This is a genomic window from Streptosporangium sp. NPDC087985, from assembly GCF_044741965.1.
GTDB lineage: Bacteria > Actinomycetota > Actinomycetes > Streptosporangiales > Streptosporangiaceae > Streptosporangium.
On sequence record NZ_JBIUTQ010000014.1, the window covers coordinates 50,377 to 73,050 of the forward strand.

Sequence of the window (22,674 nt, forward strand, 5' to 3'; positions counted from 1 at the left end):
CGGGGCGCGCAGGTCAGGACCTGTGGGTCCGGGCGAGTCTCCGGATCGCGGCCCCGTAGATCTCGTCGGGGTCCAGGCGGCGGAGCTCCTCGGCGAGCAGTTCCGCCTTCTGACGGCGGATCAGGGCGACCTGGCGATCCGGCTGCTCCGGGCGCGACAGCGTGGCCAGGCGGCCGTCGCCACGGCTGATGGAGATGTCGCCGTCGGCCGTGACCAGCTTGACCGCGGTCAGACCGGGACCGGCGGACTCGGTGACCTTTATCGGGGCGCCGAGGCGTTCGCCGAGCCACGCCGCCAGCAGCAGGGCGCTGGCGTGGCCGGGAACGGCCTCCACGACACCCCTCTTGACCTTGCCCACCGGCCGGTCGAACGCGGCGGCCAGCAGGCTCCGCCAGGTCGTCAGCCGGGTCCAGGCCAGATCGGTGTCACCGGGCACGTAGCCGCGCGCTCGGCTGGTGATCGCCTTCACAGAGTCGGCCGACGCCCGCGCGTCGACGATCCGGCGCTGGGCGAGCACGCCGATCGAGTCCTTGGCGGGCACGTCCGGGCAGTCGCCCGGCCACCAGGCCACCACCGGGGTGTCGGTGAGCAGCAGCGGGCCGACCACGGAGTCGGCGTGCTTGGTGAGCTCGCCGTACAGGCGCAGCAGGATCACCTCGCCCGGTGTGGACTCGCCGAGCCGCATCTCGGCGTCGAGCCGGTTCGGCTCGTCCGGGTCGCGGACGATGACGACCAGTATCCGGGAGGGGTGCTGCCTGGCCGCCTCGGTCGCGGCCTGGACCGCGTCGTACTGGTTGCTCTCGTCGCAGATCACCACCAGAGTCAGCACCATGCCGACCGCCGGGGTGCCCATCTGGTGGCGCAGCTGGGTGAGCTGGGAGGAGATCTTCGACGCGGTCGTGTTGCTGAGCATGAAACTCGTCATCTACAGCCTCCTCCAGGCACGTCCGTCGCGGGCCATCATCTCGTCGGCCGACTTGGGGCCCCATGTGCCCGCCGGATACTCCTGCGGCGGCCCCTGGGAGGCCCAGAAGTCCTCGACCGGGTCGAGGATCCTCCATGACAGCTCGACCTCGCGCTGGTGCGGGAAGAGCGGCGGGTCGCCGATCAGCACGTCCAGCAGCAGCCGCTCGTAGGCCTCGGGGGAGGACTCCATGAACGACTCGCCGTAGGCGAAGTCCATCGAGACGTCCCTGACCTCCATGGCGGTGCCGGGCACCTTGGAGCCGAACCGCACCGTGATGCCCTCGTCCGGCTGGACCCGGATGACCAGGGCGTTCTGTCCCAGTATCTCGGTGTCGTCCTTGCTGAACGGCAGGTGCGGGGCCCGCTGGAACACCACGGCGACCTCCGTCACCCGGCGGCTCAGCCGCTTGCCGGTACGCAGGTAGAACGGCACCCCGGCCCAGCGGCGGTTGGCGATCTCCAGCTTGATGGCGGCGTAGGTCTCGGTGATGGAGTCCGGCGAGATGCCCTCCTCCTGCGTGTAGCCGATCACCGGCTCGCCGCCCTGCCAGCCGGGCCCGTAGCGGCCGCGCGCGGTGGAGTCCGCCAGGTCCTGAGGTAGCCGCAGCGCCTGGAGGACCTTCTCCTTCTCCCGGCGCAGCGAGTTGGCCCCGAAGGACGTCGGATCCTCCATGGCCACCAGGGCGAGCAGTTGCAGCAGATGGTTCTGGATCACGTCACGGGCCGCGCCGATGCCGTCGTAGTAACCCGCCCGGCCGCCGATGCCGATGTCCTCGGCCATCGTGATCTGGACGTGGTCGACGTAGCTCCGGTTCCAGATCGGCTCGAACAGGTTGTTGGCGAACCGCAGCGCCAGGATGTTCTGGACGGTCTCCTTGCCCAGGTAGTGGTCGATGCGGAACACCGAACTCTCCGGGAAGACCGCACTGGTGATCGCGTTGAGCTCCTGTGCGCTCTCCAGGTCGTGCCCGAAGGGCTTCTCGATCACCACCCGGCGCCAGGACCCCTCGGGGCCGTGCGCCAGTTCGGTCCGCTTGAGCTGCTGGACCACGATCGGGAAGAACTTCGGAGGGACCGAGAGATAGAAGCCGTAGTTGCCGCCGGTGCCCCGGGTCTGGTCGATCTCCTTGAGCATCATGGCCAGCGCGTCGAACGCGCCGTCGTCGGTGAACTCACCCGGGCAGAAGAAGATGCCCTCCGACAGCTGCTTCCAGACCTCCTCGCGGAAGGGTGTGCGCGCGTGCTCCTTGACGGCGTCGTGGGCGAGCTGCGCGAAGTCCTGGTCCCGCCAGTCGCGGCGGGCGAAACCGACCAGGGAGAAGCCGGGCGGCAGCAGCCCCCGGTTCGCCAGGTCGTAGATCGCCGGCAGCAACTTCTTGCGTGCCAGGTCACCGGTCACGCCGAACAGCACCAGCACGCACGGCCCCGCCACGCGGGGCAGGCGCTTGTCACGCGGGTCGCGCAGAGGGTTGGACTCCACGAGATCCTCGGTGGTCGAGACGGTTGCGACCCTCGAGGAGGCGACGGCGGCCGACTCCTCGGCGGGTGTCGCGGTGGTGGGTACTCCGTCGGCGTGCGCGGCGTCGGCCTGTGCCGTCTCGCCTTGCACCGCGGAGTATTCCTTGCTCATTCAGACCTCCCGCGCTGCCTCGAGCAGACGCGCGACCCCTGCCGCGCGATCGGTCAGGTGCAGACGTACGGTGGGACGCCCGCGCCTGGCCAGCGCGCCGTGGTCGCCCAGAGCCTGCGCGAGCTGGAGACGGCCCAGCGTGTACGGCTTGCCCGGCACCTCGACGTCCTCGTCCACGGCACCGGTGATCTGCAGGAACACACCGTTCTGCGGACCGCCCTTGTGGTACTGGCCGGTGGAGTGCAGGAACCGGGGACCCCACCCGAAGGTGATCGGCCGCTCGGTCCGTATCGCGAGCTGCGCGCGGAGCGTGGCAGGGTCGGCCGCGCTCCACGCGTCGGTCATCTCCTCGAACGAGGCGCCGTCGGCGTGGGGGGCGTCGAACGCGGCCTCCCGGTCGAGGTAGGCCATGATCGCGAGGTAGCCGTCGGCGGGGATGGCCTCCAGCAGCCGGGTGAACACCTCCGGCAGATCCTTGGGAGCCTCGGAGCCGGGCAGTTCGCCGTACACCTCCACCGGGCCGTCGACCAGGAGCGGCGAGCCGGCCGGCAGCTCCGTCCGGTCCAGCAGCTTGCCGGTGTTCTCCTTGGACTCGGCCACGTTCGGCTGGTTGAACGGGTCGATGCCGAGAACGCGGCCGGCGATGGCAGTGGCGTACTCCCAGATCAGGAACTGCGCGCCCAGCGGACCGCCGACGGTCACGGCGCCGTCGGAGTCGATCCCGGCGATCAGCTCGTCCTCGGCCTCGCCCGGATCGGCACCGACGACCGGCAGGATGCCCCTGCCCTGCTTACCGGTGGACTCGGCGACCAGCTGCTCGATCCAGTCGGGCAGGCCGTTGATCTCCGAGAGGCTGTCCTCCAGCACGAGCTTGTCACGGCCGGAGACCGCGGCGGCGCCGAGGGCGGCACCGAGCTCCAGGCCGGGGTTGCCCTCGGCCTGCGCGAGCAGCGGCTGCACCGCGGCCGCGTCGTCGAGCAGTTGCTCGACGTCGGCCCCGGCCAGCGCGCTGGGCACCAGGCCGAAGGCGGACAGAGCGCTGTAGCGACCGCCCACGTTGGGGTCGGCCAGGATGACCGGATAGCCCGCCTCGACGGCGGACTGCTCCAGCGGCGAGCCCGGGTCGGTGACCACGACGATCCGCTCGGCGGGGTCGATCCCCGCGTCACGGAAGGCCTGCTCGTAGATCCGCCGGTGGCTGTCGGTCTCGACCGTGCCGCCGCTCTTGCTGGCCACCACCAGGATCGTCTGGTCCAGGCGGTCGTCGAGCGCCCGGCGCACCTGGCCGGGGTCGGTGGTGTCGAGCACGGTCAGCGACACGTCGGCCGTGGCGGTGATGACCTCGGGGGCGAGCGAGGAGCCGCCCATGCCCGCCAGGACCACGTGGTCCAGGCCCTGGGCACGGGCGCGCTCGACGAGCCTGCCGATCTCGGGGAGCAGCTCCCTGCTGGTCTGCGGGAGGGTGAGCCAGCCGAGGCGGATCGCCGCCTCGGCCTCGGCCTCCGGGCCCCACAGAGTGGGGTTGCCCTTGGCCAGGGCCTCGTGGACCCCTTCGGCGACGAGCCGCCTGGCCGTCTCCGTGGCCTGCTCGGCCAGCCTCTCCTCGTTGAACGTCACGGACACGTTCATCCGGCGGCCTTCCGTAGTTCGGCGGAGACAGTGGCCAGGAGCTCTCTCCAGGATGCCTCGAACTTCTCCACGCCCTCCTCCTCCAGTACCCTCACCACGTCGTCGTAGTCGATGCCGATCTCCTTGAGCGCGGACATGGTGTTCCAGGCGTTCTCGTAGGAGGAGCGGACGGTGTCGCCGGCGATCCGGCCGTGGTCGGCGACGGCGTCGAGGGTCTTCTCGGGCATCGTGTTGACCGTGCCCGAGGTGACGAGCTCGTCGACGTAGAGGGTGTCGGGGTAGTTCGGGTCCTTGGTGCCGGTGGAGGCCCACAGCGGGCGCTGCGGACGGGCTCCGGCCTCGGCCAGGGCACGCCAGCGCGGCGAGTTGACCACGTCCTCGAAGGCAGCGAAGGCGAGGCGGGCGTTGGCGACCGCCGCCTTGCCCTTGAGCGCCTTGGCCTCGGGCGTCCCGGTCTTCTCCAGGCGCTTGTCGATCTCGCTGTCCACGCGGCTGACGAAGAAGGAGGCCACCGACTCGATGCCGGCCAGGTTCAGCCCGTTGGCCCGCGCGCGCTCCAGGCCCGTCAGCCAGGCGTCCATCACGGCACGGTAGCGCTCAAGGGAGAAGATCAGCGTGACGTTGACGCTGATCCCCTCGGAGATCGCCTGGGTGATGGCCGGCAGTCCCTCGACCGTCGCCGGGATCTTGATGAACAGGTTGGGCCGGTCGACCATCCACCACAGCGCGCGCGCCTCGGCGATCGTCTTTTCGGTCTCCCTGGCCAGGCGCGGGTCCACCTCGATCGAGACCCGGCCGTCCACGCCACCGGTGGCGTCGTAGACCGGTCTGAGCACGTCGGCGGCCCAGCGGATGTCGTAGGTGGTGATGGCGCGGACCGCCTCCTCGACGTCCACGCCGCGCACGGCCAGATCGTGGAGCTGGGTGCCGTAGGCGTCACCCTTGCTCAGCGCCGAGGCGAAGATCGTCGGGTTGGAGGTGACGCCGACCACGTGCTTGTCGCGGATCAGCGCCTCCAGGTTGCCGGTGCGCAGACGCTCGCGGCTGATGTCGTCCAGCCAGATGGAAACGCCGTGATCGGAAAGGGCCTTCAGAGTCTCACTCATGATCAGTTTCCCGTCGTCTTGTCCTTGTCGGCCCCGGTCCGTGCGAGGCTCGCCTTGGCGGCGGCGACCACGCGCTCGGCGGTGAGGCCGAACTGCTCGTAAAGGGTCTTGTAGGGAGCCGAGGCGCCGAAGTGCTCCAGGCTGACCACTTCCCCCCCATCTCCAACGAACTGCCACCAGCCCAGCGCGACTCCCGCCTCGACGGCGACGCGCGCGCGGACGGCCGTGGGCAGCACCGTCTGCCGGTAGGCCGCGTCCTGGGCCTGGAACCACTCGACGCACGGCATCGACACGACCCGGGTCGGGATGCCCTCGGCCTCCAGGAGTTCACGGGCACCCACGGCCAGTTCGACCTCGGAGCCGGTGCCGATCAGGATCACCGCGGGCCGGCCGTTGGAGGCGTCCTCCAGGATGTAGGCGCCGCGGGCGACCTTCTCGGCGTCCGCCGTGCCCGCGTAGACCGGGAGGTTCTGCCGGGTCAGCGCCAGCGCGGCGGGGCGGTCGTTGTGCTCCAGCACGGTCCGCCACGCGGCGGCCGTCTCGTTGGCGTCGGCCGGGCGGACGACGTCCAGGCCCGGGATGGCGCGCAGCGCCCACAGGTGCTCGACCGGCTGGTGGGTCGGGCCGTCCTCGCCCAGACCGATGGAGTCGTGCGTCCACACGTAGGTGACCGGCAGCTTCATCAGCGCCGCGAGCCGTACGGCGGGGCGCATGTAGTCGCTGAAGACCAGGAACGTGCCACCGTAGGGCCGGGTGCCGTTGTGCAGGGCGATGCCGTTGAGGATCGACCCCATGCCGTGCTCGCGGATGCCGAAGTGCAGCGTCCGGCCGTAGCGGTTCCCGGGGAACTCCTTGGTCTGGTACTCCTCCGGGATGAAGGACGGCTCGCCCTTCATCGTGGTGTTGTTGGACTCGGCCAGGTCGGCCGAGCCGCCCCACAGCTCGGGCAGCACGGGCGCGAGGCTGTTGAGCACCTCGCCGGAGGCCTTGCGGGTGGCGATGGAGGCACCCGGCTCGAAGGACGGCAGCGCCTCGGTCCAGCCGGTCGGCAGCCGCCGGGCGCTGATCCGGTCGAACTCGGCCGCGCGCTCGGGGTTGGCCAGGCGCCAGCTCTGGTAGGCCTTCTCCCACTCGGCGCGGACCGCCCGGCCACGCCCGACGACCTCACGGGCGTGCTCCAGGACGTCGGCCGGGACGTCGAAGCTCTTGGCCGGGTCCTGCTTCATGATCTTCTTGGTGGCGGCGATCTCGTCGGCGCCCAGGGCCGAGCCGTGGGCCTTGCCGGTGTTCTGCTTGTTCGGCGCGGGCCAGCCGATGATGGTGCGCAGGCGGATGAACGACGGCCTGCCGGTCTCGGCGCGCGCGGCCTCCAGCGCCTGGTGAAGGGCCTCGACGTCCTCGATGTACTCGCCGTCGTCGGTCCAGTCGACGGTCTGGACGTGCCAGCCGTAGGCCTCGTAGCGCTTGGCGATGTCCTCGCTCAGCGCGATCTGGGTGTCGTCCTCGATGGAGATGTGGTTGCTGTCGAAGACGACGACCAGGTTGCCCAGTCTCTGGTGGCCGGCGAGGGCGCTGACCTCGTGGCTGACGCCTTCCTCGATGTCACCTTCCGAGGCGATGCACCAGATCATGTGGTCGAACGGGCTGGAACCCGCGGCCGCGTCCGGATCGAACAGTCCGCGCTCGCGGCGGGCGGCCATGGCCATGCCGACCGCGTTGCCGAGACCCTGGCCGAGCGGGCCGGTGGTGGTCTCGACGCCGACGGTGTGTCCGTGCTCCGGGTGGCCCGGGGTCAGGCTTCCCCACTGCCGGAGGGACTTGAGGTCGTCCAGGGACAGGCCGTAACCCGAGAGGTAGAGCTGGATGTAGAGGGTCAGGCTGGTGTGCCCGGCGGAAAGGACAAACCGATCCCGCCCCGCCCACGAGGGATCCGACGGGTCATGCCGCATCGTCTGCTGGAAAAGCAGGTACGCGGCGGGTGCGAGGCTCATCGCGGTGCCGGGGTGTCCCGACCCCGCCTTCTCTACGGCGTCCATTGCCAGGGCCCTGACGACGTCGACCGCCTGACGGTCCAGGTCGCTCCATTCGAGGGCTGGCACGAGTTCGCTGCTCAAGTGCTCGATCTCCGGATCTAGTCGTGTGATGGTGGCGCCGGTTTGGCATTTCCCGCCCACACCGGACACTAACGGGTTGACCTTGCCGACGTCGCGCAGGTCGATCGGGGCGAGTCCACAGGAGCGATGAACAACTTGGACAAAACGCCCATAAGGCATCCTGTCGTGCCGCTCCCGCACCCCATGCCGGAACCGCCCGCCCCAACAACTAGAGTTAAGTCTTCAAGGCTGGCTGGTGCCCGCATTCACGGATTCGCTCTAATCAGAGGTTACGCGTTGACCCCGCACGTGCTGGAAGCGCCTTAGATGGTGCTCACCGACAAGCAATCGACGGCCCCGTCCACGACGGGCACGGCAGACACCGCCGCGCCGCGTCCGTTCGGTGACGTCGTGAAGGCCTACGTCGCTCTCACCAAGCCGCGGATCATCGAACTGCTGCTGATCACGACGCTGCCGGTGATGTTCCTCGCGGCCCGCGGCCTGCCGCCGCTGTGGATCGCCGTGTCCACCCTGGTGTTCGGCACCCTGTCGGCGGGCAGCGCGAACGCGCTGAACTGCTACATCGACCGTGACATCGACGCCGCGATGCGCCGTACCCGGCGCCGCCCGCTGGCTCGCGACGAGGTTCCGCCGGGCAACGCGCTGATCTTCGGCGTCATCCTCGGCGTGTTGTCCACACTTGGACTGGGATTGACGGTGAATTGGCTCGCCGCCGGTCTGTCGCTGGCCGCGAACCTGTTCTACGTCCTTGTCTACTCGATGATCCTGAAGCGGCGGACCTCCCAGAACGTGGTGTGGGGAGGCCTGGCGGGATGCATGCCGGTGCTGATCGGCTGGGCCGGCGTCACCGGCAGCCTCAGCTGGGCCCCGGTGGTGCTCTTCGGAGTGGTGTTCTTCTGGACTCCGCCGCACACCTGGACCCTTGCCATGCGCTACAAGGAGGACTACGCCGCGGCGAAGGTCCCCATGCTCCCGGTGGTCGCCACCGAGCGCCGCGTGGTGCTGGAGAGCATCGCCTACACCTGGGCGACGGTGGCCTGCTCGCTGCTGCTGTGGCCGATCGCCGGGACCACCCTGCTCTACCCCGCCGTGGCCGTCGTGCTGGGCGCCGCCTGCCTGGTGGAGGTCTACCGTCTCCTCGGCCGCGTCAACGCGGGCAAGAGCGGGGTGGACCTGCGCCCGATGCGTTTCTTCCACTGGTCCAACGCCTACCTGGCGCTGCTCTTCCTCGCCGTCGCCGTCGACTCGATGCTCGTCTGAGCCGCGTCGAAGCACGCCTGTGCCTCCAGCCCGTTCGGAGAAGACCGGCCGTCCAACGGCCGTGACCTCCCACCCGTGAACCGGTGTGGCGTAGGTGTCCTGGGGTGGCCATCGGCAGGGGCGGAGCAGGAGGGGACACGTCGTGTTTGATCGGTTACGGTTACCGCATGGCAAGCCGTGATCCCCGGTGGGTGTTCAAGGACCGCCCATCTGTCGCGCTGATCCTCGGTCTTGTCCTGGCCGGCCTGTGCGCGCTCGCGTCGTTCTCCTTCGACGTGCTGAACGGTGATCCGGTCTACTTTTTCATCGCCCTGGCCCTGGCCCTGGCGCCGGTCCCGCTCCTGCTGGCCGCCGTGCTCGCGCTGGACCGGATGGAGCCGGAGCCGCGGAGCAACCTGATCTTCGCGTTCGCCTGGGGTGCGGGCGTGGCGGTGCTGGTCGCGGGTCTCGTCAACTCCTTCAACCTGATCTACATCGAGAACACCGTCCGGCTCGGCCACGACATCGCGCGCAACATCGCCGCGACCTTCGGCGCCCCGGTGGTCGAGGAGACGATGAAGGGGCTGGTCCTGCTGGGCCTGCTCAAGTTCAAGAGGGCGGAGCTCGACGGGCCCACCGACGGCATCATCTACGCCAGCATGGTCGGCCTGGGCTTCGCGATGAGTGAGAACGTCAGCTACTACGTGGCCGCGCTCAACGACAGAGGCCCGCAGGGACTCGCGGTGATCGTCGTGCTGCGGGGGATCCTGTCGCCGTTCGCGCACCCGCTGTTCACCTCGATGATCGGCGTCGCGGTGGCCTACGCCGCGCAGCACCGAGGCCGGGTGCGGATCCTCGTGATCGCGGCGGGCTGGATCGGCGCGATGCTGCTGCACGGGATCTGGAACGGTCTCACCTCCTATGTCGGCATCGGCGGCCTGGCCGTCGCCTACGTGCTGCTGATGATCGTGCTGTTCATCCTGATCGGGATCATCTTCCGTGACCGCAAGCGCATCATCGGCCTCATCCAGACCTTCCTGCCGGCCTACCAGGCGACCGGGCTGGTGAGCCGGTACGACGTCGACATGCTCTCCTCGCTGCCGGGCCGCCGCCAGGCCAGGCAGTGGGCCAAGGAGAACGGCGGCCGAGACGGGCTGCGGGCGATGAACGAGTACCAGCTGGCCTCCACCGAGCTGGGCCTGCTCCACGAGCGGGCCAGACGCCAGATGATCGGTGAGCACACGTTCAACGAGGAGCAGCAGGCGCTGCTGGAGTGCATGGCGGACGCCCGCGCCCGCTTCCCGCAGCCTCAGCCGGGCAGCTACCCCTGACCCCCGCCCGGCGGGGGCGTCCGCTCCGGCCGAACCGCGGTGTCGAGGGTGGTCTCGCGCGGTCCGGGAAAGACGGGAGCGGAGTCGAGGACCACGGAGTCCAGGAAGCCCTTCGTCAGGCTATGCGGGGACGGAGTCGAGCCTGCCCGGGCGGGCCGCAGGGGTGCCCAGCGGGCCTCGGGACCGCATCGCGAACACCACCCGCAGCGTGCAGATCCACACCAGAGTGGAGCCGAGCACGTGCAGGCCGACCAGGAAGGCGGGCACGGCCAGGAAGTACTGGACGTATCCGATGACCCCCTGCGCCAGCTCCACGGCCAGGAGCGTCAGCGCCGCCCGCCGCGCGCGGCCGGGCGCGTCGGTCACGTGCAGCGCGAACAGCAGCGCGAAGGTGAGCCCGACCACGAGGTAGACGACGTCGGCGTGGATCCTGGCCACGGTCTCGATGTCGAAGGCGAACCGGGAGGCTATCTCGTCCCCGGAGTGCGGCCCGGTGCCGGTCACCACCACACCCGCGACGAGGAGGACGGCCACCGCCGCTGTGAGCGCGTAGCCGAGCGTGCGGAGGTCGCGGTGGACCAGTCGCTCCGGCGCGGCGTCGCCCTCCTTCGAGCGGGCGTGGAGCGCGACGCAGGCGGCGATCAGGCCGACGGAGATCAGGAAGTGCACGCTCACGGTGACCGGGTTGAGCGCGCTGCGCACCACCAGCCCGCCCCAGAGCCCCTGCACGGCCACGCCGATCGGCTGCAGCCAGGCCAGGCGGATCAGGTCGGGGCGGCGGGGCAGGAACCTCAGCGCGGCGATCAGACAGGCCAGGCCGACGGCCAGGACCAGGAAGGTCAGCAGCCGGTTGCCGAACTCGACGGCCATGTTGAGCGATGAGATCTCGCCGTGGGCGGCCGGGACGAAGCTCTCGGGGGTGCATCTGGGCCAGGTCGGGCAGCCCAGCCCCGATTTGGTGACCCGGACCGCCGCGCCGGTCACGGTGATGCCCGCGTTGACGACCACCGCCGCCAGTGCCCAGCGCCGCACGGTGGCAGCCGTGGGGGACCACACGGTCTGCGTCAGGTTCACGGCATGCCGGCGGCTCTGGTCAAGGAGGTGCTTCACGGCTCAAATGGTAGGCGGCCGGGACGGTGGTCCCGTCGCTGCCCCAGGTGCTCGCCCGGAGCCGATCCGCACCCGCCCGGATGGCTTGCGCCGTGGACAGCCGGGTAGGGGCCGGGCTGGATCGGAGGAACAAGGGGGCGGCGGATGATTGATCCATTTAAGAATATGTGACATATTACTCCTGGTCCGGGTTTCGGGAGCGAGGTGAGTCGTGCCGGATGTCGTGGTGATCGGCGCCGGAGTGGTCGGAGCCGCGTGCGCCTACTACGCGGCGCGCGCCGGGCTGGACGTGGTCGTCGTCGATCGTGGGCCCGTGGCGGGTGGCACGACCGGTGCGGGCGAGGGCAACATCCTGGTCTCCGACAAGGAACCGGGTCCCGAGCTCGATCTGGCGTTGCTCTCCAACGGCCTCTGGCGAGAGCTCGCCGAGCTCGACGGATTCGAGTTCGAGTCCAAGGGCGGACTGGTGGTCGCCGAGACCGGCGAGGCGCTGGACGCGCTCACCGATCTGGCGGCCAAGCAGGGGGTCGAGCACGCGGCGGTCGCCCCCGGCGGCCTCCACGACTACGAGCCGTATCTGGCGGAGGGCCTGGCTGGAGGCGTGTTCTACCCGCAGGACGCCCAGGTCCAGCCCATGCTGGCGGCGGCCAGGCTGATCCGGGGGGGTGCCGACCGCTTCGGCCGCGGCGCCCTGATGCTGCGCACCGGCGTCACGGTCACCGGCTTCCTCCGCGACGGCGACCGGATCACCGGCGTCACGACCAGCCAGGGTGACATCCTCGCCGGGGCCGTCGTCAACGCCGCGGGAACCTGGGGCGGAGAGGTCGCCGCGCTGGCCGGGGTGCACGTCCCGGTCCTGCCCAGGCGCGGCTTCGTCCTGGTCACCGAGCCTCTGGAAAAGCCGCTGATCAGGCACAAGGTCTACACCGCCGCCTACGTCACCAACGTGGCCAGCGATGCGGAGGGCCTGGAGACGTCCGCCGTCGTGGAGGGAACCCCGTCGGGGCCGGTGCTCATCGGTGCCAGCCGCGAGCGCGTCGGCTTCGACCGTACGGTCTCCGTCCCGGTGCTGGAACGTCTCGCCCGCCAGGCCGTCGAGCTGTTCCCGGCGCTGGCCGAGCGCAGGGCGATACGGGCCTACTGCGGCTTCCGGCCCTACTGTCCCGACCACCTCCCGGTGATCGGCGAGGATCCCCGGACACCGGGGCTCCACCACGCCTGCGGTCACGAGGGCGCGGGCATCGGCCTGGCCCCGGCCACCGGCTACCTGATCGCCCAGACGCTGACCGGTGTCCGCCCTGGCCTGGACCTCGCCCCCTTCCGTCCGGACCGCTTCGACAAGGAGTCGTGATGGAGCAGCCGTACCATCTCGTGCGGGCGCGACCCGGGCCGGGGTTCGAGATCAGCGTGGACGGGGCCCCCATCCCGGTGATCCCCGGCCAGACCATCGGCGCCGTCCTGCACGGAGCGGGCATCCGCTCATGGCGCACCACCAGGATCGGCGGCCGCCCGCGCGGGCTGTTCTGCGGCATCGGCGTCTGCTTCGACTGCCTGATCACGGTCAACGGCAGTCCGTCCCTGCGGGCCTGTCTGACCGAGGCCCGCCCTGGAGACCGGGTGAGCACCCGCGAGGGAGCCGGATCCGACGAGCGCGGTGACCGGGCCAGGGACGGCGGGGCCCGTGAGAGGGCCGGCGAGGACACGGTGAACGGCCGGTGAGGCCCGGCTACGACCTCGCCGTCATCGGCGCGGGCCCCGCCGGGGTGGCCGGCGCGCTCACCGCGTCCCTCGCCGGGCTGGACGTCGTGCTGATCGACGCCGCGGCCAGGCCCGGCGGCCAGTACTTCCGGCACCTGCCCGAGGGCTTCGGCGCCGAGGCGCCCGGGGCCCTCCACCGAGGCCTGGACAGGTTCACCCGGCAGTGGGAGACACTCAACGGCCGCGCTGACGTGCTGCTCGGCCACAGAGTCTGGGCGGTCGAGCGTGCCGACGGGGCGGTGACCGTACGGTGCCTTGAGGGGGACCGTGAGGAACGGCCCCGCACGGTCGTCGCGCGCAGGCTGCTGATCGCCACCGGCGCCCACGACCGGCCCCTGCCGTTCCCCGGCTGGGATCTGCCCGGCGTGCTGACCGCGGGCGGGGCACAGGCTCTGCTGAAGGGCAACCTCGTCGTCGCGGGCCGGAGGGTCGTGGTCGCCGGGACCGGGCCCTTCCTGCTCCCGGTCGCCGCCGGGCTGGCCGGGGCGGGCGCCGACGTGCGCGGCGTCTACGAGGCCAACGGCCGCTTCGGGCTCGCCCGGCACCCGCTGCTCGCCGCGGGCAAGACCGGCGAGGCCCTCGGGTACGGCGCGAGCCTGGCCCGGCACCGGGTGCCGTACCACGGCCGCCAGGCGGTGATCGCGGCGCACGGTGAGGACGCGCTGACCCATGTCACGGTGGCGAGGCTGGACCGGGACTGGCGGCCGATCTCGGCGAGAACCGTCGAGTGCGACACCCTCGCCTACGGCTACGGCTTCGTCCCCCAGCTCGAACTGCCGGTCCAACTCGGCTGCGCGACCCACACCGGCGCGGACGGCGGCCCCGTCGTCACCGTGGACGCGGGACTGCGCACCAGTGTGCCCGGCGTCTACGCGGCGGGGGAGCCCACCGGCGTCGGCGGAGCCGTACTGGCCGAGGTCGAGGGGCGCATCGCGGGCCGGAGCGCCGCCGCGGACCTGGGCCGCCGGGTCCGGCCCCTGCCGCGCCTGTCCCGGCGCAGGGACCGTCTGGCCGCCTTCGCGAGGGCGCTGCTGGAGGCCTATCCGGTACGGCCGGGCTGGCAGGAGTGGCTCCATGACGACACGCTGGTCTGCCGCTGCGAGGAGGTGCCCCTGTCGGCCGTGCGCGAAGCCCGGGAACTGGGCGCCACCGACGCGCGCTCCGTCAAGCTGCTGGCCCGGCCCGGTATGGGCTGGTGCCAGGGCCGCATGTGCGGCTACGCCGTGGCGTGTCTCGCCGGTGAGGATCCTGCGGCGCCCCGGCGCCCGCTCGCCCAACCCATCCGGCTCGGCGACCTCGCCGCGGTGACCCGACCCCCCTTGGAAGGACGATCGCGATGACGACCCGTGTGAAACCCTGGCGCGGCGTGATGGTGGCCACCGCGCTGCCTCTCGGTGAGGACCTGTCGGTCGACTTCGACGGCTATGCCGAGCACTGCCGGTGGTTGGTCGCCAACGGTTGCGACGGCGTGGTGCCGAACGGCTCGCTGGGCGAGTACCAGACGCTGACGGCCGAGGAGCGGGCCAAGGTCGTGGAGACCGCGGTCGAGGCCGTCGGCGGTGACCGGGTCATGCCGGGAATCGCCGCCTACGGAGCGGCCGAGGCCCGCCGCTGGGCCGAGCAGGCCCGCGACGCCGGGTGCCGGGCGGTGATGCTGCTGCCACCGAACGCCTACCGGGCCGACGAACGGATCGTGGTGGAGCACTACCGCGAGGTGGCCAAGGCCGGTGTGCCGGTGGTGGCCTACAACAACCCCCTCGACACCAAGGTGGACCTCACCCCGGCGCTGCTCGCCCGGCTCCACGCCGAGGGCCTGATCGTGGCGGTCAAGGAGTTCACCGGCGACGTCCGCCGGGCTTACGAGCTCGCCGAGCTCGCCCCCGGCCTGGATCTGCTGGCCGGCTCCGACGACGTGCTGCTGGAGCTGGTCCTGGCCGGTGCGGTCGGCTGGGTGGCCGGCTACCCCAACGCGCTGCCCCAGTCCAGCGTCGCCCTGTACAGGGCGGCCGTCGCCCGGGACCTGGAGACCGCGCTCCCGCTCTACCGCGCGCTGCACCCGCTGCTGCGCTGGGACTCCAAGACCGTGTTCGTTCAGGCCATCAAGCTCTCCATGGACCTGGCCGGGCGCAGGGGTGGCCCGTGCCGGGCGCCGCGGCTGCCGCTGGTCCCCGAGGAGGAGGCCCTCGTCCGGGCCGCCACCGACAAGATCCTGGCCGAGGGCCTCCGGTAGGCGGCCGATCGCCCTCGCTCCATGATCGGGCGCACCGTTCCGCCCGCTCCACCACAGGTTCGAAAAGGAGAATCAATGAGGACGAAACGGGTCTTCCATGCGGTGGACTCCCACACCGAGGGCATGCCCACCCGGGTGATCACCGGGGGAGTGGGGGTCATCCCCGGCTCGACCATGGCCGAGCGCCGCGAGCACTTCCTGGCCGAGATGGACCACCTCCGGACCCTGCTCATGTACGAGCCACGCGGCCATTCGGCGATGAGCGGGGCCATCCTGCAGCCACCCACCCGGCCCGACGCCGACTACGGTGTGCTCTACATCGAGGTCTCCGGCTGCCTGCCGATGTGCGGCCACGGCACCATCGGCGTCGCCACCGTCCTGGTCGAGACCGGGATGGTCGAGGTCCTCGAGCCGGTCACCACCGTCCGGCTGGACACCCCGGCCGGGCTGGTCGTCGCCGAGGTGCGGGTCGAGGATGGCGCCGCCACCGCGGTGACCATCACCAACGTGCCCTCCTTCAGCGTCGGCCTGGACCGCACGGTCAAGGTGCCCGGCCTCGGCGAGGTCGCCTACGACCTGGCCTACGGCGGCAACTACTACGCGATCCTGCCGATCGAGTCGATCGGCCTGCCCTTCGATCGCTCGCACAAGCAGCAGATCCTCGACGCGGGCCTGGCCGTCATGGAGGCGATCAACGAGCAGGACGAGCCCGTCCACCCGCTGGACGCGGGCATCCGCGGCTGTCACCACGTGCAGTTCACCGCCCCCGGCTCCGGCGCCCGGCACTCGCGCCACGCGATGGCCATCCATCCCGGCTGGTTCGACCGTTCGCCCTGCGGCACCGGCACCAGCGCCCGGATGGCCCAGCTTCACGCCCGGGGCGAGCTCCCCCTCGGCACCGATTTCGTGAACGAGTCGTTCATCGGCACCCGGTTCATCGGGCGGCTCGTCGAGGAGACGGAGGTCACCGGACTGCCCGCGGTGGTCCCCACCATCACCGGACGGGCATGGGTCACCGGCACCGCCCAGTACTTCCTCGACCCCCGGGACCCCTTCCCCGAAGGTTTCCTGTTCTGAAAAGATCGACCCGCAAAGGCTAACGGTCCTATTTCGGCCCTTGACGTGAGCATTGTCCACAAAGTGCAATGTCACACATCATTAGCTGTGAGGAGCCGCACATGCGTGCCACCCCCCTGAAATCCTTCGCGTCGCTGGCCGTGGTCGGCCTCCTGGTCACCGGATGTGGTCAGGGACTGCTCGGCGGCGACGGCGACGACAAGGCCGCCAAGACGGACGGCCCGATCGTCCTCGGCATGCTGATCCCCCAGTCGGGCAGCGAGGCCGCCATCGGCCCTTATATGAGCAACGCGGCGCAGCTCGCGATCGACGAGATCAACGCCAAGGGCGGAGTTCTCGGTCGCAAGCTGGAGCTGAAAACCGCCGACGACGCCTGTGACGCCCAGTCGGCCGCGGCCGGAGCCAACAAGCTGGTCACCGAGGGAGTGGACATCTCGGTCGGAGGATACTGCTCGGGGGCGACGTTGCCCACCCTTCCGATCTTCGGCAAGGCGAACATTCCGATGATCATCCCGGCGGCCAACTCCCAGGAGCTGGTCGACCAGAAGCTCAAGCACGTCTTCCTGATCAACGGCACCGGCTCCCAGCAGGCCGGGGCGGCGGAGAAGTGGATCGCCAAGCAGGGTGTCAAGAGCGTCGTGCTGATGCACGACAACACCAGCTACTCCAAGGACATCGCGCTGCGCACCCAGACGCTGCTCGACGCCCCCGGTGGCGCCGAGGCCGTGCTCGTCGAGACGGTCACGCCCAAGGAGAGCGACTACAGCGCCAACATCACCAACGTGCTGGCCAAGAAGCCCGACTTCGTTTACTGGACCGGTTACTTCCAGGAGGGCGGCCTGATCGCCCGCCAGCTCCGCCAGGCCGGATACAGGGGCTCGTTCATGGTGGGCGACGGCTCGGTCTCGCCCAAGCTGATCGAGATCGCCGGCGCCGAGGCCGCCGAAGGCGTCTACGCCACGATGACCCAGACCCCCGACACGCTCAAGGGCGCCGAGGGCTGGATCTCGGACTACAGGAAGAAGTACAACGCCGACCCCGGCCCCTACTCCAACCAGGCCTACGACGCGGTGCGGCTGGCCGCCGAGGCGGTCACCCAGGCGGGCGGCACGGACGGCACCAAGGTCATCGCCGCGCTGGAGGCGATGGACGGGTTCCCGATGTTCTCCGGCCCGTTGAAGTTCACCCCCGAGCACACCCTGGCCAGCGGAGGCTTCCAGATCCTCGTCGTCAAGGGCGACGGGTTCACCCTCCAGGACTCCCTCGGATGACCAGTCGTAGCGAGGCCATCGGCAGGCGTGGCACGCCTGCCGTCCGGCCGGCGCAGGAGGCCTGATGGCCCAGCTCGTCTGGAACGGTCTGTTCGTCGGGTCGTTCTACGCCCTGGTCGCGTTGGGCTACAGCATGGTCTACGGGATCATCAAACTGCTCAACTTCGCCCACGGCGACCTCTACATGCTCGGCGCCTTCATCGGCTTCGCCGTCCTCGGCGCGGCCGGTGGGGTGCCCGCCTCGATGGCCCTGCCGCTGCTGCTCGCGGTGCTCCTGGCGACCATGATGGTCACCGGCCTGGCCGGGGTGGTGCTGGAGCGGGTCGCCTACCGGCGGCTGCGCCGCGCGCCCCGGCTCTCCCTGCTCATCACCGCGGTCGGCGCGTCCTTCGCCCTGGAGTACGGCATGCGGGCCGCCGCCGGCGCCGACCCACGGGTCTACCCGGTCCGTCTCGGCGGTACCTCGATGGAGGTGCTCGGCGCCCGGCTGACCCTCCAGCAGCTCGTGCTGGTCGGGGTGGCCGTGGTCCTGATGTTCGGGCTCAACCTGATGATCACCCGGACCCGTGAGGGCCGCGCCATGCGGGCCATCGCGCTCGACCCGCGTACCAGCTCGCTGATGGGCATCGACGTCAACGCGGTGATCTCCCGGACCTTCTTCCTCGGCTCGGCCCTCGCCGGGGCCGCCGGGGTGATGGCAGGGGCCTACTACGGCAAGATCGACTTCCTGATGGGCTTCCTGATCGGGCTCAAGGCCTTCACCGCGGCCGTCATCGGCGGGATCGGCAACATCCCCGGCACGATGCTCGGCGGGCTGCTGCTCGGGTTGCTGGAGTCGTTCGGCACGTTCTGGCTGGGCGGCGAATGGCGCGACGTGTTCGCCTTCGGGGTGCTGATCCTGTTCCTGACCGTGCGGCCTACAGGCCTGCTCGGCGAACGAGTGACGGAGCGGGTGTGAACAGCCCCGCCAAGGTCCGCCGGGTCGGCACCGACAGGCCCCCGACCCGTGCCTCGAAGCTGCTGCAGAACAGGTGGGCCGGGATCGCCGGGCTGCTGATCGCTCTGCTGGCGCCGTTCGTCAACGCCACGCCGTACGCGCTGTCGGTCATGACCAGCGCGGCCATCTTCGTGATGCTCGCCGCCGGGCTGAACATCGTGGTCGGCTACTGCGGCCTGCTCGACCTGGGCTACGTCGCCTTCTTCGCGGTCGGCGCGTACACCAGCGGGGTGCTGGCCACCCGCTTCGACCTGCCGCTGCCGGTCACCGTGCCCGCCGTCATCGTGGTCACGGTCATCGCCGGGATCGTCATCGGCGCGCCCACCCTGCGGCTGCGCAGCGACTACCTCGCCATCGTGACCCTCGGCTTCGGTGAGATCATCCGGATCACCGCGAACAATCTGGACGTCACCGGGGGACCGTCGGGCATCTACGGCATCCCGCACCTGGTCGACAGTCCGGTGGCCTTCTACTACCTGACCGTGGTGATCGTCTCCCTGGCCGTCCTCGGCGCGGCCCGCCTGGGCCGCTCCCGGCTCGGGCGGGCCTGGCGGTTCGTCCGTGAGGATGAGGACGCGGCCGAGGCCATGGGCGTGCACACCTACCGGGTCAAACTCGCCGCCTACGTCGCCGGAGCCGTCTGGGGCGGCCTGGCCGGAGTGCTGTTCGCCGCCCACCTGTCGGCCATCTCCCCGACCAGCTTCACCTTCCTGCAGTCCGCGCTGGTCCTGATGGCCGTCGTCCTCGGCGGCATGGGCTCGACCCCCGGGGTCGTAGTCGGCGCCGTCGTGATCAGCCTCCTGCCGGAGTTCCTGCGCGACCTCGCCGACTACCGGTTCTTCCTGTTCGGCGTCCTTCTCATCGCCGTCATGCTCCTGCGCCCGCAGGGGCTCTGGCCCGCCCGTTCCAGGGAGGTCTCGTGAACCTGCTGAGCGTGGAGGACCTGCGCCTGTCCTTCGGCGGACTGCTGGCCATCGACGGCCTCACGTTCTCGGTGGGCGAGGCGGAGATCGTCTCCGTCATCGGGCCCAACGGCGCGGGCAAGACATCGGCCTTCAACTGCGTCACCGGCTTCTACCGCCCCACCTCGGGCCGGATCACCCTGCGAGGCAAGAACATCCAGGGCCTGAGGCCGTCGGCCATCGCGGGACTCGGCGTCGCGCGGACGTTCCAGAACCTGCGCCTGTTCGGCGAGCTGTCGGTCCTGGACAACGTGCGCGCCGGATCCCACCTGTGGCTCAGGCAGAGCGTCTTCGATGCCCTGCTGCACACCCCCCGTTACCGCCGCACCGAACGCGAGTGCACCGAGCAGGCCCACCACTGGCTGGACTTCGTCGGCCTGCGCGGTGACCGGTACGGCGCGGCCCGGCACCTGCCCTACGGGGAGCAGCGCCGTACGGAGATCGCCAGAGCCCTGGCCCGCCGGCCGGACCTGCTGCTGCTGGACGAGCCCGCCGCCGGGCTCAACCACGGGGAGAAGGCCGAGATGCTCGACCTGATCAGGCGGATCCAGGCGCTGGGCGTGGCCATCGTGCTCATCGAGCACGACATGGGCCTGGTCATGGAGGTCTCCGAACGCGTGGTCGTGCTCAACTTCGGCAAGGAGATCGCCGATGGCCGCCCGCAGGACGTCCGCCGCGACCCGGCCGTCATCGAGGCCTACCTCGGGAGTGACGCCCATGCTTGAGATCCGCGGACTGGACGTCCACTACGGCGGCGTGCACGCCCTGCGCGACCTGTCCCTCACCATCGCGCCGGGGGAGATCGTCGCCCTGCTGGGCAACAACGGCGCGGGCAAGACCACCACGCTGTCGGCGGTCTCCGGCCTGGTGCGGCCCACGGCCGGACAGGTCGTCTTCGACGGGAACGATGTCACCGGGGACAGGCCCCACAAGATCGCCGAACGCGGCCTGGTGCACGTCCCTGAGGGCCGCAGGGTCTTCAGTACTCTCACCGTGCACGAGAACCTGCAGATCGGCGGCTATCTGGTCCGCGACCAGGCCGAGATCCGCAGGCGGATCGAGCGCGTCTACGAGCTGCTGCCCCGCCTGGCCGAGCGGCGCGTCCAGCAGGGCGGCACGCTGTCCGGCGGCGAGCAGCAGATGCTCGCCATCGGCAGGGCGCTGGTCACCGGGCCTAGACTGCTGCTGCTCGACGAGCCCTCCATGGGTCTGGCCCCGATGGTGGTCGCCTCGGTGATGGAGCTGATCGCCGGCATCAACGCCGAGGGCACCTCGGTGCTGCTCGTCGAGCAGAACGCCACCGCCGCCCTCAGGATCGCTCACCGCGGCTACGTGATCGAGAACGGCGCGTGCGTGCTGGACGGCCCCGCGGCCGAGCTGCGCGAGGACGCCCGGGTGGTCGAGGCTTACCTCGGCGGAATCTGACAGCGGAACGGTACGATCACCGTTGGTCACCTCGCCGGGAACCTCGGAGAGCTGGTCGCCGGCGCCGTGTCTCGCGGCCCGGGGGCCAGGGGTGTCCAAGAGCACGGGCAGGACGGGGGAGGGCCTGATGGTGTGGTGGCCACCGCCTGCGAGGCGTGGACGCGAGCGAGATGAGAGGCGCTGGGATGGCTCCTTCGGCGGGGGACCGGCTCGATCTACCGGTCGTGGGCGAACGGCAGAGTCTGCGGGAGCAGGTGGCTCACGCGCTGCGGGCCGCACTGATCACCGGTGAGATGCGGCCGGGAACGGTCTACTCGGCGCCGGCGCTGGCCGCCCAGTTCGGCGTCTCGGCCACGCCGGTGCGCGAGGCGATGCTCGACCTGGCGAAGGAGGGTCTGGTCGAGGCGGTGCGGAACAAGGGCTTCCGGGTCACCGAGCTGTCCGACCGCGACCTGGACGAGCTCACCGAGATCCGCCGGCTCATCGAGGTGCCCACGGTGGCGCGGCTGGCGGACGAGGCCCGGGCGGAGAGTTTCGAGCTGCTCCGTCCGGTGGCCCAGGAGATCGTCGACGCGGCCGAGCGCGGTGACCTGCTCGCCTACGTGGATGCCGACATCCGCTTTCACGTGGAGCTCCTGACGCTGGCGGGCAACGCTCACCTGGTGGACGTGGTGCGCGACCTGCGCAAGCGGGCCCGTCTGTACGGCCTGTCGGCCCTCTACGCGCGCGGTGGCCTCATCGACTCCGCCCGCGAGCATCTGGACCTGCTCGATCTGCTCTCCGCCGGCGACAAGGACGGTTCCGAGCGGCTGATGCGCGGCCACATCCAGCACGTCCGGGGCATCTGGGCCAGCACGCCGGAGTAGAGCCCTCAGCGGGCGCTGCGGGTCGCACCCACGCTGGCGACGACCACGCACCCGATGGCGGCCCATTCGCGCACGTCGAGCACCTCGCCCAGCACGAGCAGTCCGACCATCGCGGCCGCCGCCGGCTCCAGGCTCATCAGGATGCCGAACACCCGCTTGGGCATCCTGCGCAGGGCCTCCAGCTCGATCGAGTAGGGGATGACCGACGACAGCAGGCCCACTCCGAGCCCGATCAGCAGCAGCTCGGGCCGGAGCAGGTCGGTGCCGCCCGTGCCGATCCCCACGGGGGCGATCACCAGGAACGACACGATCATTGCGAAGGACAGGCCGGTCGTGCCGGGGAAGCGCTGGCCCACGGCGGCCGACAGCAGGATGTAGCCCGCCCAGCAGACCGCCGCGACCAGCGCGAACGCGATCCCGGCCCAGCTGATCCGCGATGACGCGGCCCCCCAGGGGGCCAGCAGCGCCACGCCTGATCCGGCCAGGAGGACCCAGAACAGATCCAGGCGGCGGCGCGAGGCGGCCACCGCCACCCCGAGCGGGCCGAGGAACTCGATCGCCACCGCGATGCCCATGGGCAGCCGGGCCAGCGCCTCGTAGAACGACAGGTTCATCGCGCCCAGCGTCACGCCGAAAGCCACTCCCAGCCCGAGGTCCGCGCGGGTCAGTCCCCTCAGCCGGGGCCGGGCGACCACGCCCATGATGAGTGCGCCCGTCGCGATCCGCAGGAACACCACCGCGCTCGGCGGCAGCTGGGAGAACAGATCCTTGGCGAAGCCCGCGCCCACCTGGACCGACAGGATGGCCAGCAGGACCAGTCCGGATGGCGGGATGGCGTCGGAGGCTGCCCGCAGCAGCGCTCCCGGCCTGGGCAGACCCGGCCTGTACGGCTCGGCGGGCCCACGCAGGGAATCGGCTGTCATGAGGGAGGGCTCCTTGAGCCAGGGGCTACGTGGTCTTTCA

20 protein-coding genes are annotated in these 22,674 nt (G+C 70.6%); 13 read left to right on the forward strand and 7 right to left on the reverse strand.

Features of this window, described 5'->3' with window-relative positions; translation table 11 throughout:
- Positions 1 to 13 precede the first annotated feature (13 nt).
- From ACIN94_RS23120 to tkt, 5 genes are read right to left on the reverse strand one after another with little or no spacing between them, the layout of a single operon-like run.
- On the reverse strand, positions 14 to 925 hold the full coding sequence (locus ACIN94_RS23120; protein ID WP_400709381.1) for a glucose-6-phosphate dehydrogenase assembly protein OpcA: 912 nt from the start codon (positions 923 to 925) through the stop codon (positions 14 to 16).
- Positions 926 to 2,596, reverse strand: coding sequence for a glucose-6-phosphate dehydrogenase (gene zwf, locus ACIN94_RS23125; protein ID WP_400709384.1), 1,671 nt, complete (start codon positions 2,594 to 2,596; stop codon positions 926 to 928).
- The gene (locus ACIN94_RS23130) at positions 2,597 to 4,225 is read right to left on the reverse strand and encodes a glucose-6-phosphate isomerase (protein ID WP_400709387.1); all 1,629 of its coding nucleotides are present in this window, start codon (positions 4,223 to 4,225) and stop codon (positions 2,597 to 2,599) included.
- The gene (tal, locus tag ACIN94_RS23135) at positions 4,222 to 5,331 is read right to left on the reverse strand and encodes a transaldolase (RefSeq protein ID WP_400709390.1); all 1,110 of its coding nucleotides are present in this window, start codon (positions 5,329 to 5,331) and stop codon (positions 4,222 to 4,224) included. The genes ACIN94_RS23130 and tal overlap by 4 nt, the downstream gene beginning before the upstream one ends.
- Before the next feature lie 2 nt (positions 5,332 to 5,333).
- Positions 5,334 to 7,430 carry a transketolase gene (gene tkt / locus ACIN94_RS23140; protein ID WP_400709393.1) on the reverse strand — a complete coding sequence of 699 codons (2,097 nt, stop codon included), beginning with the start codon at positions 7,428 to 7,430 and terminating at the stop codon, positions 5,334 to 5,336.
- A gap of 321 nt (positions 7,431 to 7,751) precedes the next feature.
- Here tkt and ACIN94_RS23145 point away from each other — a divergent pair, with 321 nt between their 5' ends.
- Entirely contained in the window at positions 7,752 to 8,705 is a 954-nt protein-coding gene (locus tag ACIN94_RS23145) for a heme o synthase (RefSeq protein ID WP_400709396.1), read from the forward strand.
- Between the two features lie 167 nt (positions 8,706 to 8,872).
- On the forward strand, positions 8,873 to 10,015 hold the full coding sequence (locus tag ACIN94_RS23150; protein ID WP_400709399.1) for a PrsW family intramembrane metalloprotease: 1,143 nt from the start codon (positions 8,873 to 8,875) through the stop codon (positions 10,013 to 10,015).
- Positions 10,016 to 10,135: 120 nt separating this feature from the next.
- On the opposite strand, the gene ACIN94_RS23155 is transcribed toward ACIN94_RS23150, so the two are convergent.
- On the reverse strand, positions 10,136 to 11,125 hold the full coding sequence (locus tag ACIN94_RS23155) for a heme A synthase (RefSeq protein ID WP_400709402.1): 990 nt from the start codon (positions 11,123 to 11,125) through the stop codon (positions 10,136 to 10,138).
- 211 nt (positions 11,126 to 11,336) lie between these two features.
- Here ACIN94_RS23155 and ACIN94_RS23160 point away from each other — a divergent pair, with 211 nt between their 5' ends.
- The 11 genes from ACIN94_RS23160 (at position 11,337) to ACIN94_RS23210 (ending at position 21,711) form a co-directional block, all read left to right on the forward strand.
- A complete protein-coding gene (locus ACIN94_RS23160; RefSeq protein ID WP_400709405.1) occupies positions 11,337 to 12,476 on the forward strand; it encodes an NAD(P)/FAD-dependent oxidoreductase in 1,140 nt (379 codons plus the stop codon).
- Positions 12,476 to 12,844, forward strand: a complete 369-nt coding sequence (locus ACIN94_RS23165) for a (2Fe-2S)-binding protein (protein WP_400709408.1) — start codon at positions 12,476 to 12,478, stop codon at positions 12,842 to 12,844. The genes ACIN94_RS23160 and ACIN94_RS23165 overlap by 1 nt, the downstream gene beginning before the upstream one ends.
- The gene (locus ACIN94_RS23170; RefSeq protein ID WP_400709411.1) at positions 12,841 to 14,223 is read left to right on the forward strand and encodes an NAD(P)/FAD-dependent oxidoreductase; all 1,383 of its coding nucleotides are present in this window, start codon (positions 12,841 to 12,843) and stop codon (positions 14,221 to 14,223) included. The genes ACIN94_RS23165 and ACIN94_RS23170 overlap by 4 nt, the downstream gene beginning before the upstream one ends.
- A complete protein-coding gene (locus ACIN94_RS23175; RefSeq protein ID WP_400709414.1) occupies positions 14,220 to 15,113 on the forward strand; it encodes a dihydrodipicolinate synthase family protein in 894 nt (297 codons plus the stop codon). The genes ACIN94_RS23170 and ACIN94_RS23175 overlap by 4 nt, the downstream gene beginning before the upstream one ends.
- A 75-nt stretch (positions 15,114 to 15,188) precedes the next feature.
- On the forward strand, positions 15,189 to 16,190 hold the full coding sequence (locus tag ACIN94_RS23180; RefSeq protein WP_400709417.1) for a proline racemase family protein: 1,002 nt from the start codon (positions 15,189 to 15,191) through the stop codon (positions 16,188 to 16,190).
- 101 nt (positions 16,191 to 16,291) lie between these two features.
- Positions 16,292 to 17,461 carry a branched-chain amino acid ABC transporter substrate-binding protein gene (locus ACIN94_RS23185; protein WP_400709420.1) on the forward strand — a complete coding sequence of 390 codons (1,170 nt, stop codon included), beginning with the start codon at positions 16,292 to 16,294 and terminating at the stop codon, positions 17,459 to 17,461.
- Between the two features lie 64 nt (positions 17,462 to 17,525).
- Positions 17,526 to 18,419 (forward strand): branched-chain amino acid ABC transporter permease, encoded by an 894-nt coding sequence (locus ACIN94_RS23190; RefSeq protein ID WP_400709423.1) that lies wholly within the window; start codon positions 17,526 to 17,528, stop codon positions 18,417 to 18,419.
- Positions 18,416 to 19,381, forward strand: a complete 966-nt coding sequence (locus ACIN94_RS23195) for a branched-chain amino acid ABC transporter permease (protein ID WP_400709426.1) — start codon at positions 18,416 to 18,418, stop codon at positions 19,379 to 19,381. Before ACIN94_RS23190 ends, ACIN94_RS23195 begins: the two co-directional genes overlap by 4 nt.
- Positions 19,378 to 20,145, forward strand: coding sequence for an ABC transporter ATP-binding protein (locus ACIN94_RS23200; RefSeq protein ID WP_400709429.1), 768 nt, complete (start codon positions 19,378 to 19,380; stop codon positions 20,143 to 20,145). Before ACIN94_RS23195 ends, ACIN94_RS23200 begins: the two co-directional genes overlap by 4 nt.
- Positions 20,138 to 20,845 (forward strand): ABC transporter ATP-binding protein, encoded by a 708-nt coding sequence (locus ACIN94_RS23205; RefSeq protein WP_400709432.1) that lies wholly within the window; start codon positions 20,138 to 20,140, stop codon positions 20,843 to 20,845. Before ACIN94_RS23200 ends, ACIN94_RS23205 begins: the two co-directional genes overlap by 8 nt.
- A 185-nt stretch (positions 20,846 to 21,030) precedes the next feature.
- Positions 21,031 to 21,711, forward strand: coding sequence for a GntR family transcriptional regulator (locus ACIN94_RS23210; RefSeq protein WP_400709435.1), 681 nt, complete (start codon positions 21,031 to 21,033; stop codon positions 21,709 to 21,711).
- 5 nt (positions 21,712 to 21,716) lie between these two features.
- Here the strand turns inward: ACIN94_RS23210 and ACIN94_RS23215 are convergent, their stop codons facing one another.
- Positions 21,717 to 22,634, reverse strand: coding sequence for an EamA family transporter (locus ACIN94_RS23215; protein WP_400709438.1), 918 nt, complete (start codon positions 22,632 to 22,634; stop codon positions 21,717 to 21,719).
- Positions 22,635 to 22,674: the final 40 nt, after the last annotated feature.

Coding starts and splice junctions, on each gene's coding strand:
- ACIN94_RS23120 (WP_400709381.1), bottom strand. CDS start 925: ATGACGAGTTTCATGCTCAGCAACACGACCGCGTCGAAGATCTCCTCC.
- zwf (WP_400709384.1), bottom strand. CDS start 2,596: ATGAGCAAGGAATACTCCGCGGTGCAAGGCGAGACGGCACAGGCCGAC.
- ACIN94_RS23130 (WP_400709387.1), bottom strand. CDS start 4,225: ATGAACGTGTCCGTGACGTTCAACGAGGAGAGGCTGGCCGAGCAGGCC.
- tal (WP_400709390.1), bottom strand. CDS start 5,331: ATGAGTGAGACTCTGAAGGCCCTTTCCGATCACGGCGTTTCCATCTGG.
- ACIN94_RS23145 (WP_400709396.1), top strand. CDS start 7,752: ATGGTGCTCACCGACAAGCAATCGACGGCCCCGTCCACGACGGGCACG.
- ACIN94_RS23150 (WP_400709399.1), top strand. CDS start 8,873: ATGGCAAGCCGTGATCCCCGGTGGGTGTTCAAGGACCGCCCATCTGTC.
- ACIN94_RS23165 (WP_400709408.1), top strand. CDS start 12,476: ATGGAGCAGCCGTACCATCTCGTGCGGGCGCGACCCGGGCCGGGGTTC.
- ACIN94_RS23175 (WP_400709414.1), top strand. CDS start 14,220: ATGACGACCCGTGTGAAACCCTGGCGCGGCGTGATGGTGGCCACCGCG.
- ACIN94_RS23180 (WP_400709417.1), top strand. CDS start 15,189: ATGAGGACGAAACGGGTCTTCCATGCGGTGGACTCCCACACCGAGGGC.
- ACIN94_RS23185 (WP_400709420.1), top strand. CDS start 16,292: ATGCGTGCCACCCCCCTGAAATCCTTCGCGTCGCTGGCCGTGGTCGGC.
- ACIN94_RS23190 (WP_400709423.1), top strand. CDS start 17,526: ATGGCCCAGCTCGTCTGGAACGGTCTGTTCGTCGGGTCGTTCTACGCC.
- ACIN94_RS23205 (WP_400709432.1), top strand. CDS start 20,138: ATGCTTGAGATCCGCGGACTGGACGTCCACTACGGCGGCGTGCACGCC.
- ACIN94_RS23210 (WP_400709435.1), top strand. CDS start 21,031: ATGGCTCCTTCGGCGGGGGACCGGCTCGATCTACCGGTCGTGGGCGAA.
- ACIN94_RS23215 (WP_400709438.1), bottom strand. CDS start 22,634: ATGACAGCCGATTCCCTGCGTGGGCCCGCCGAGCCGTACAGGCCGGGT.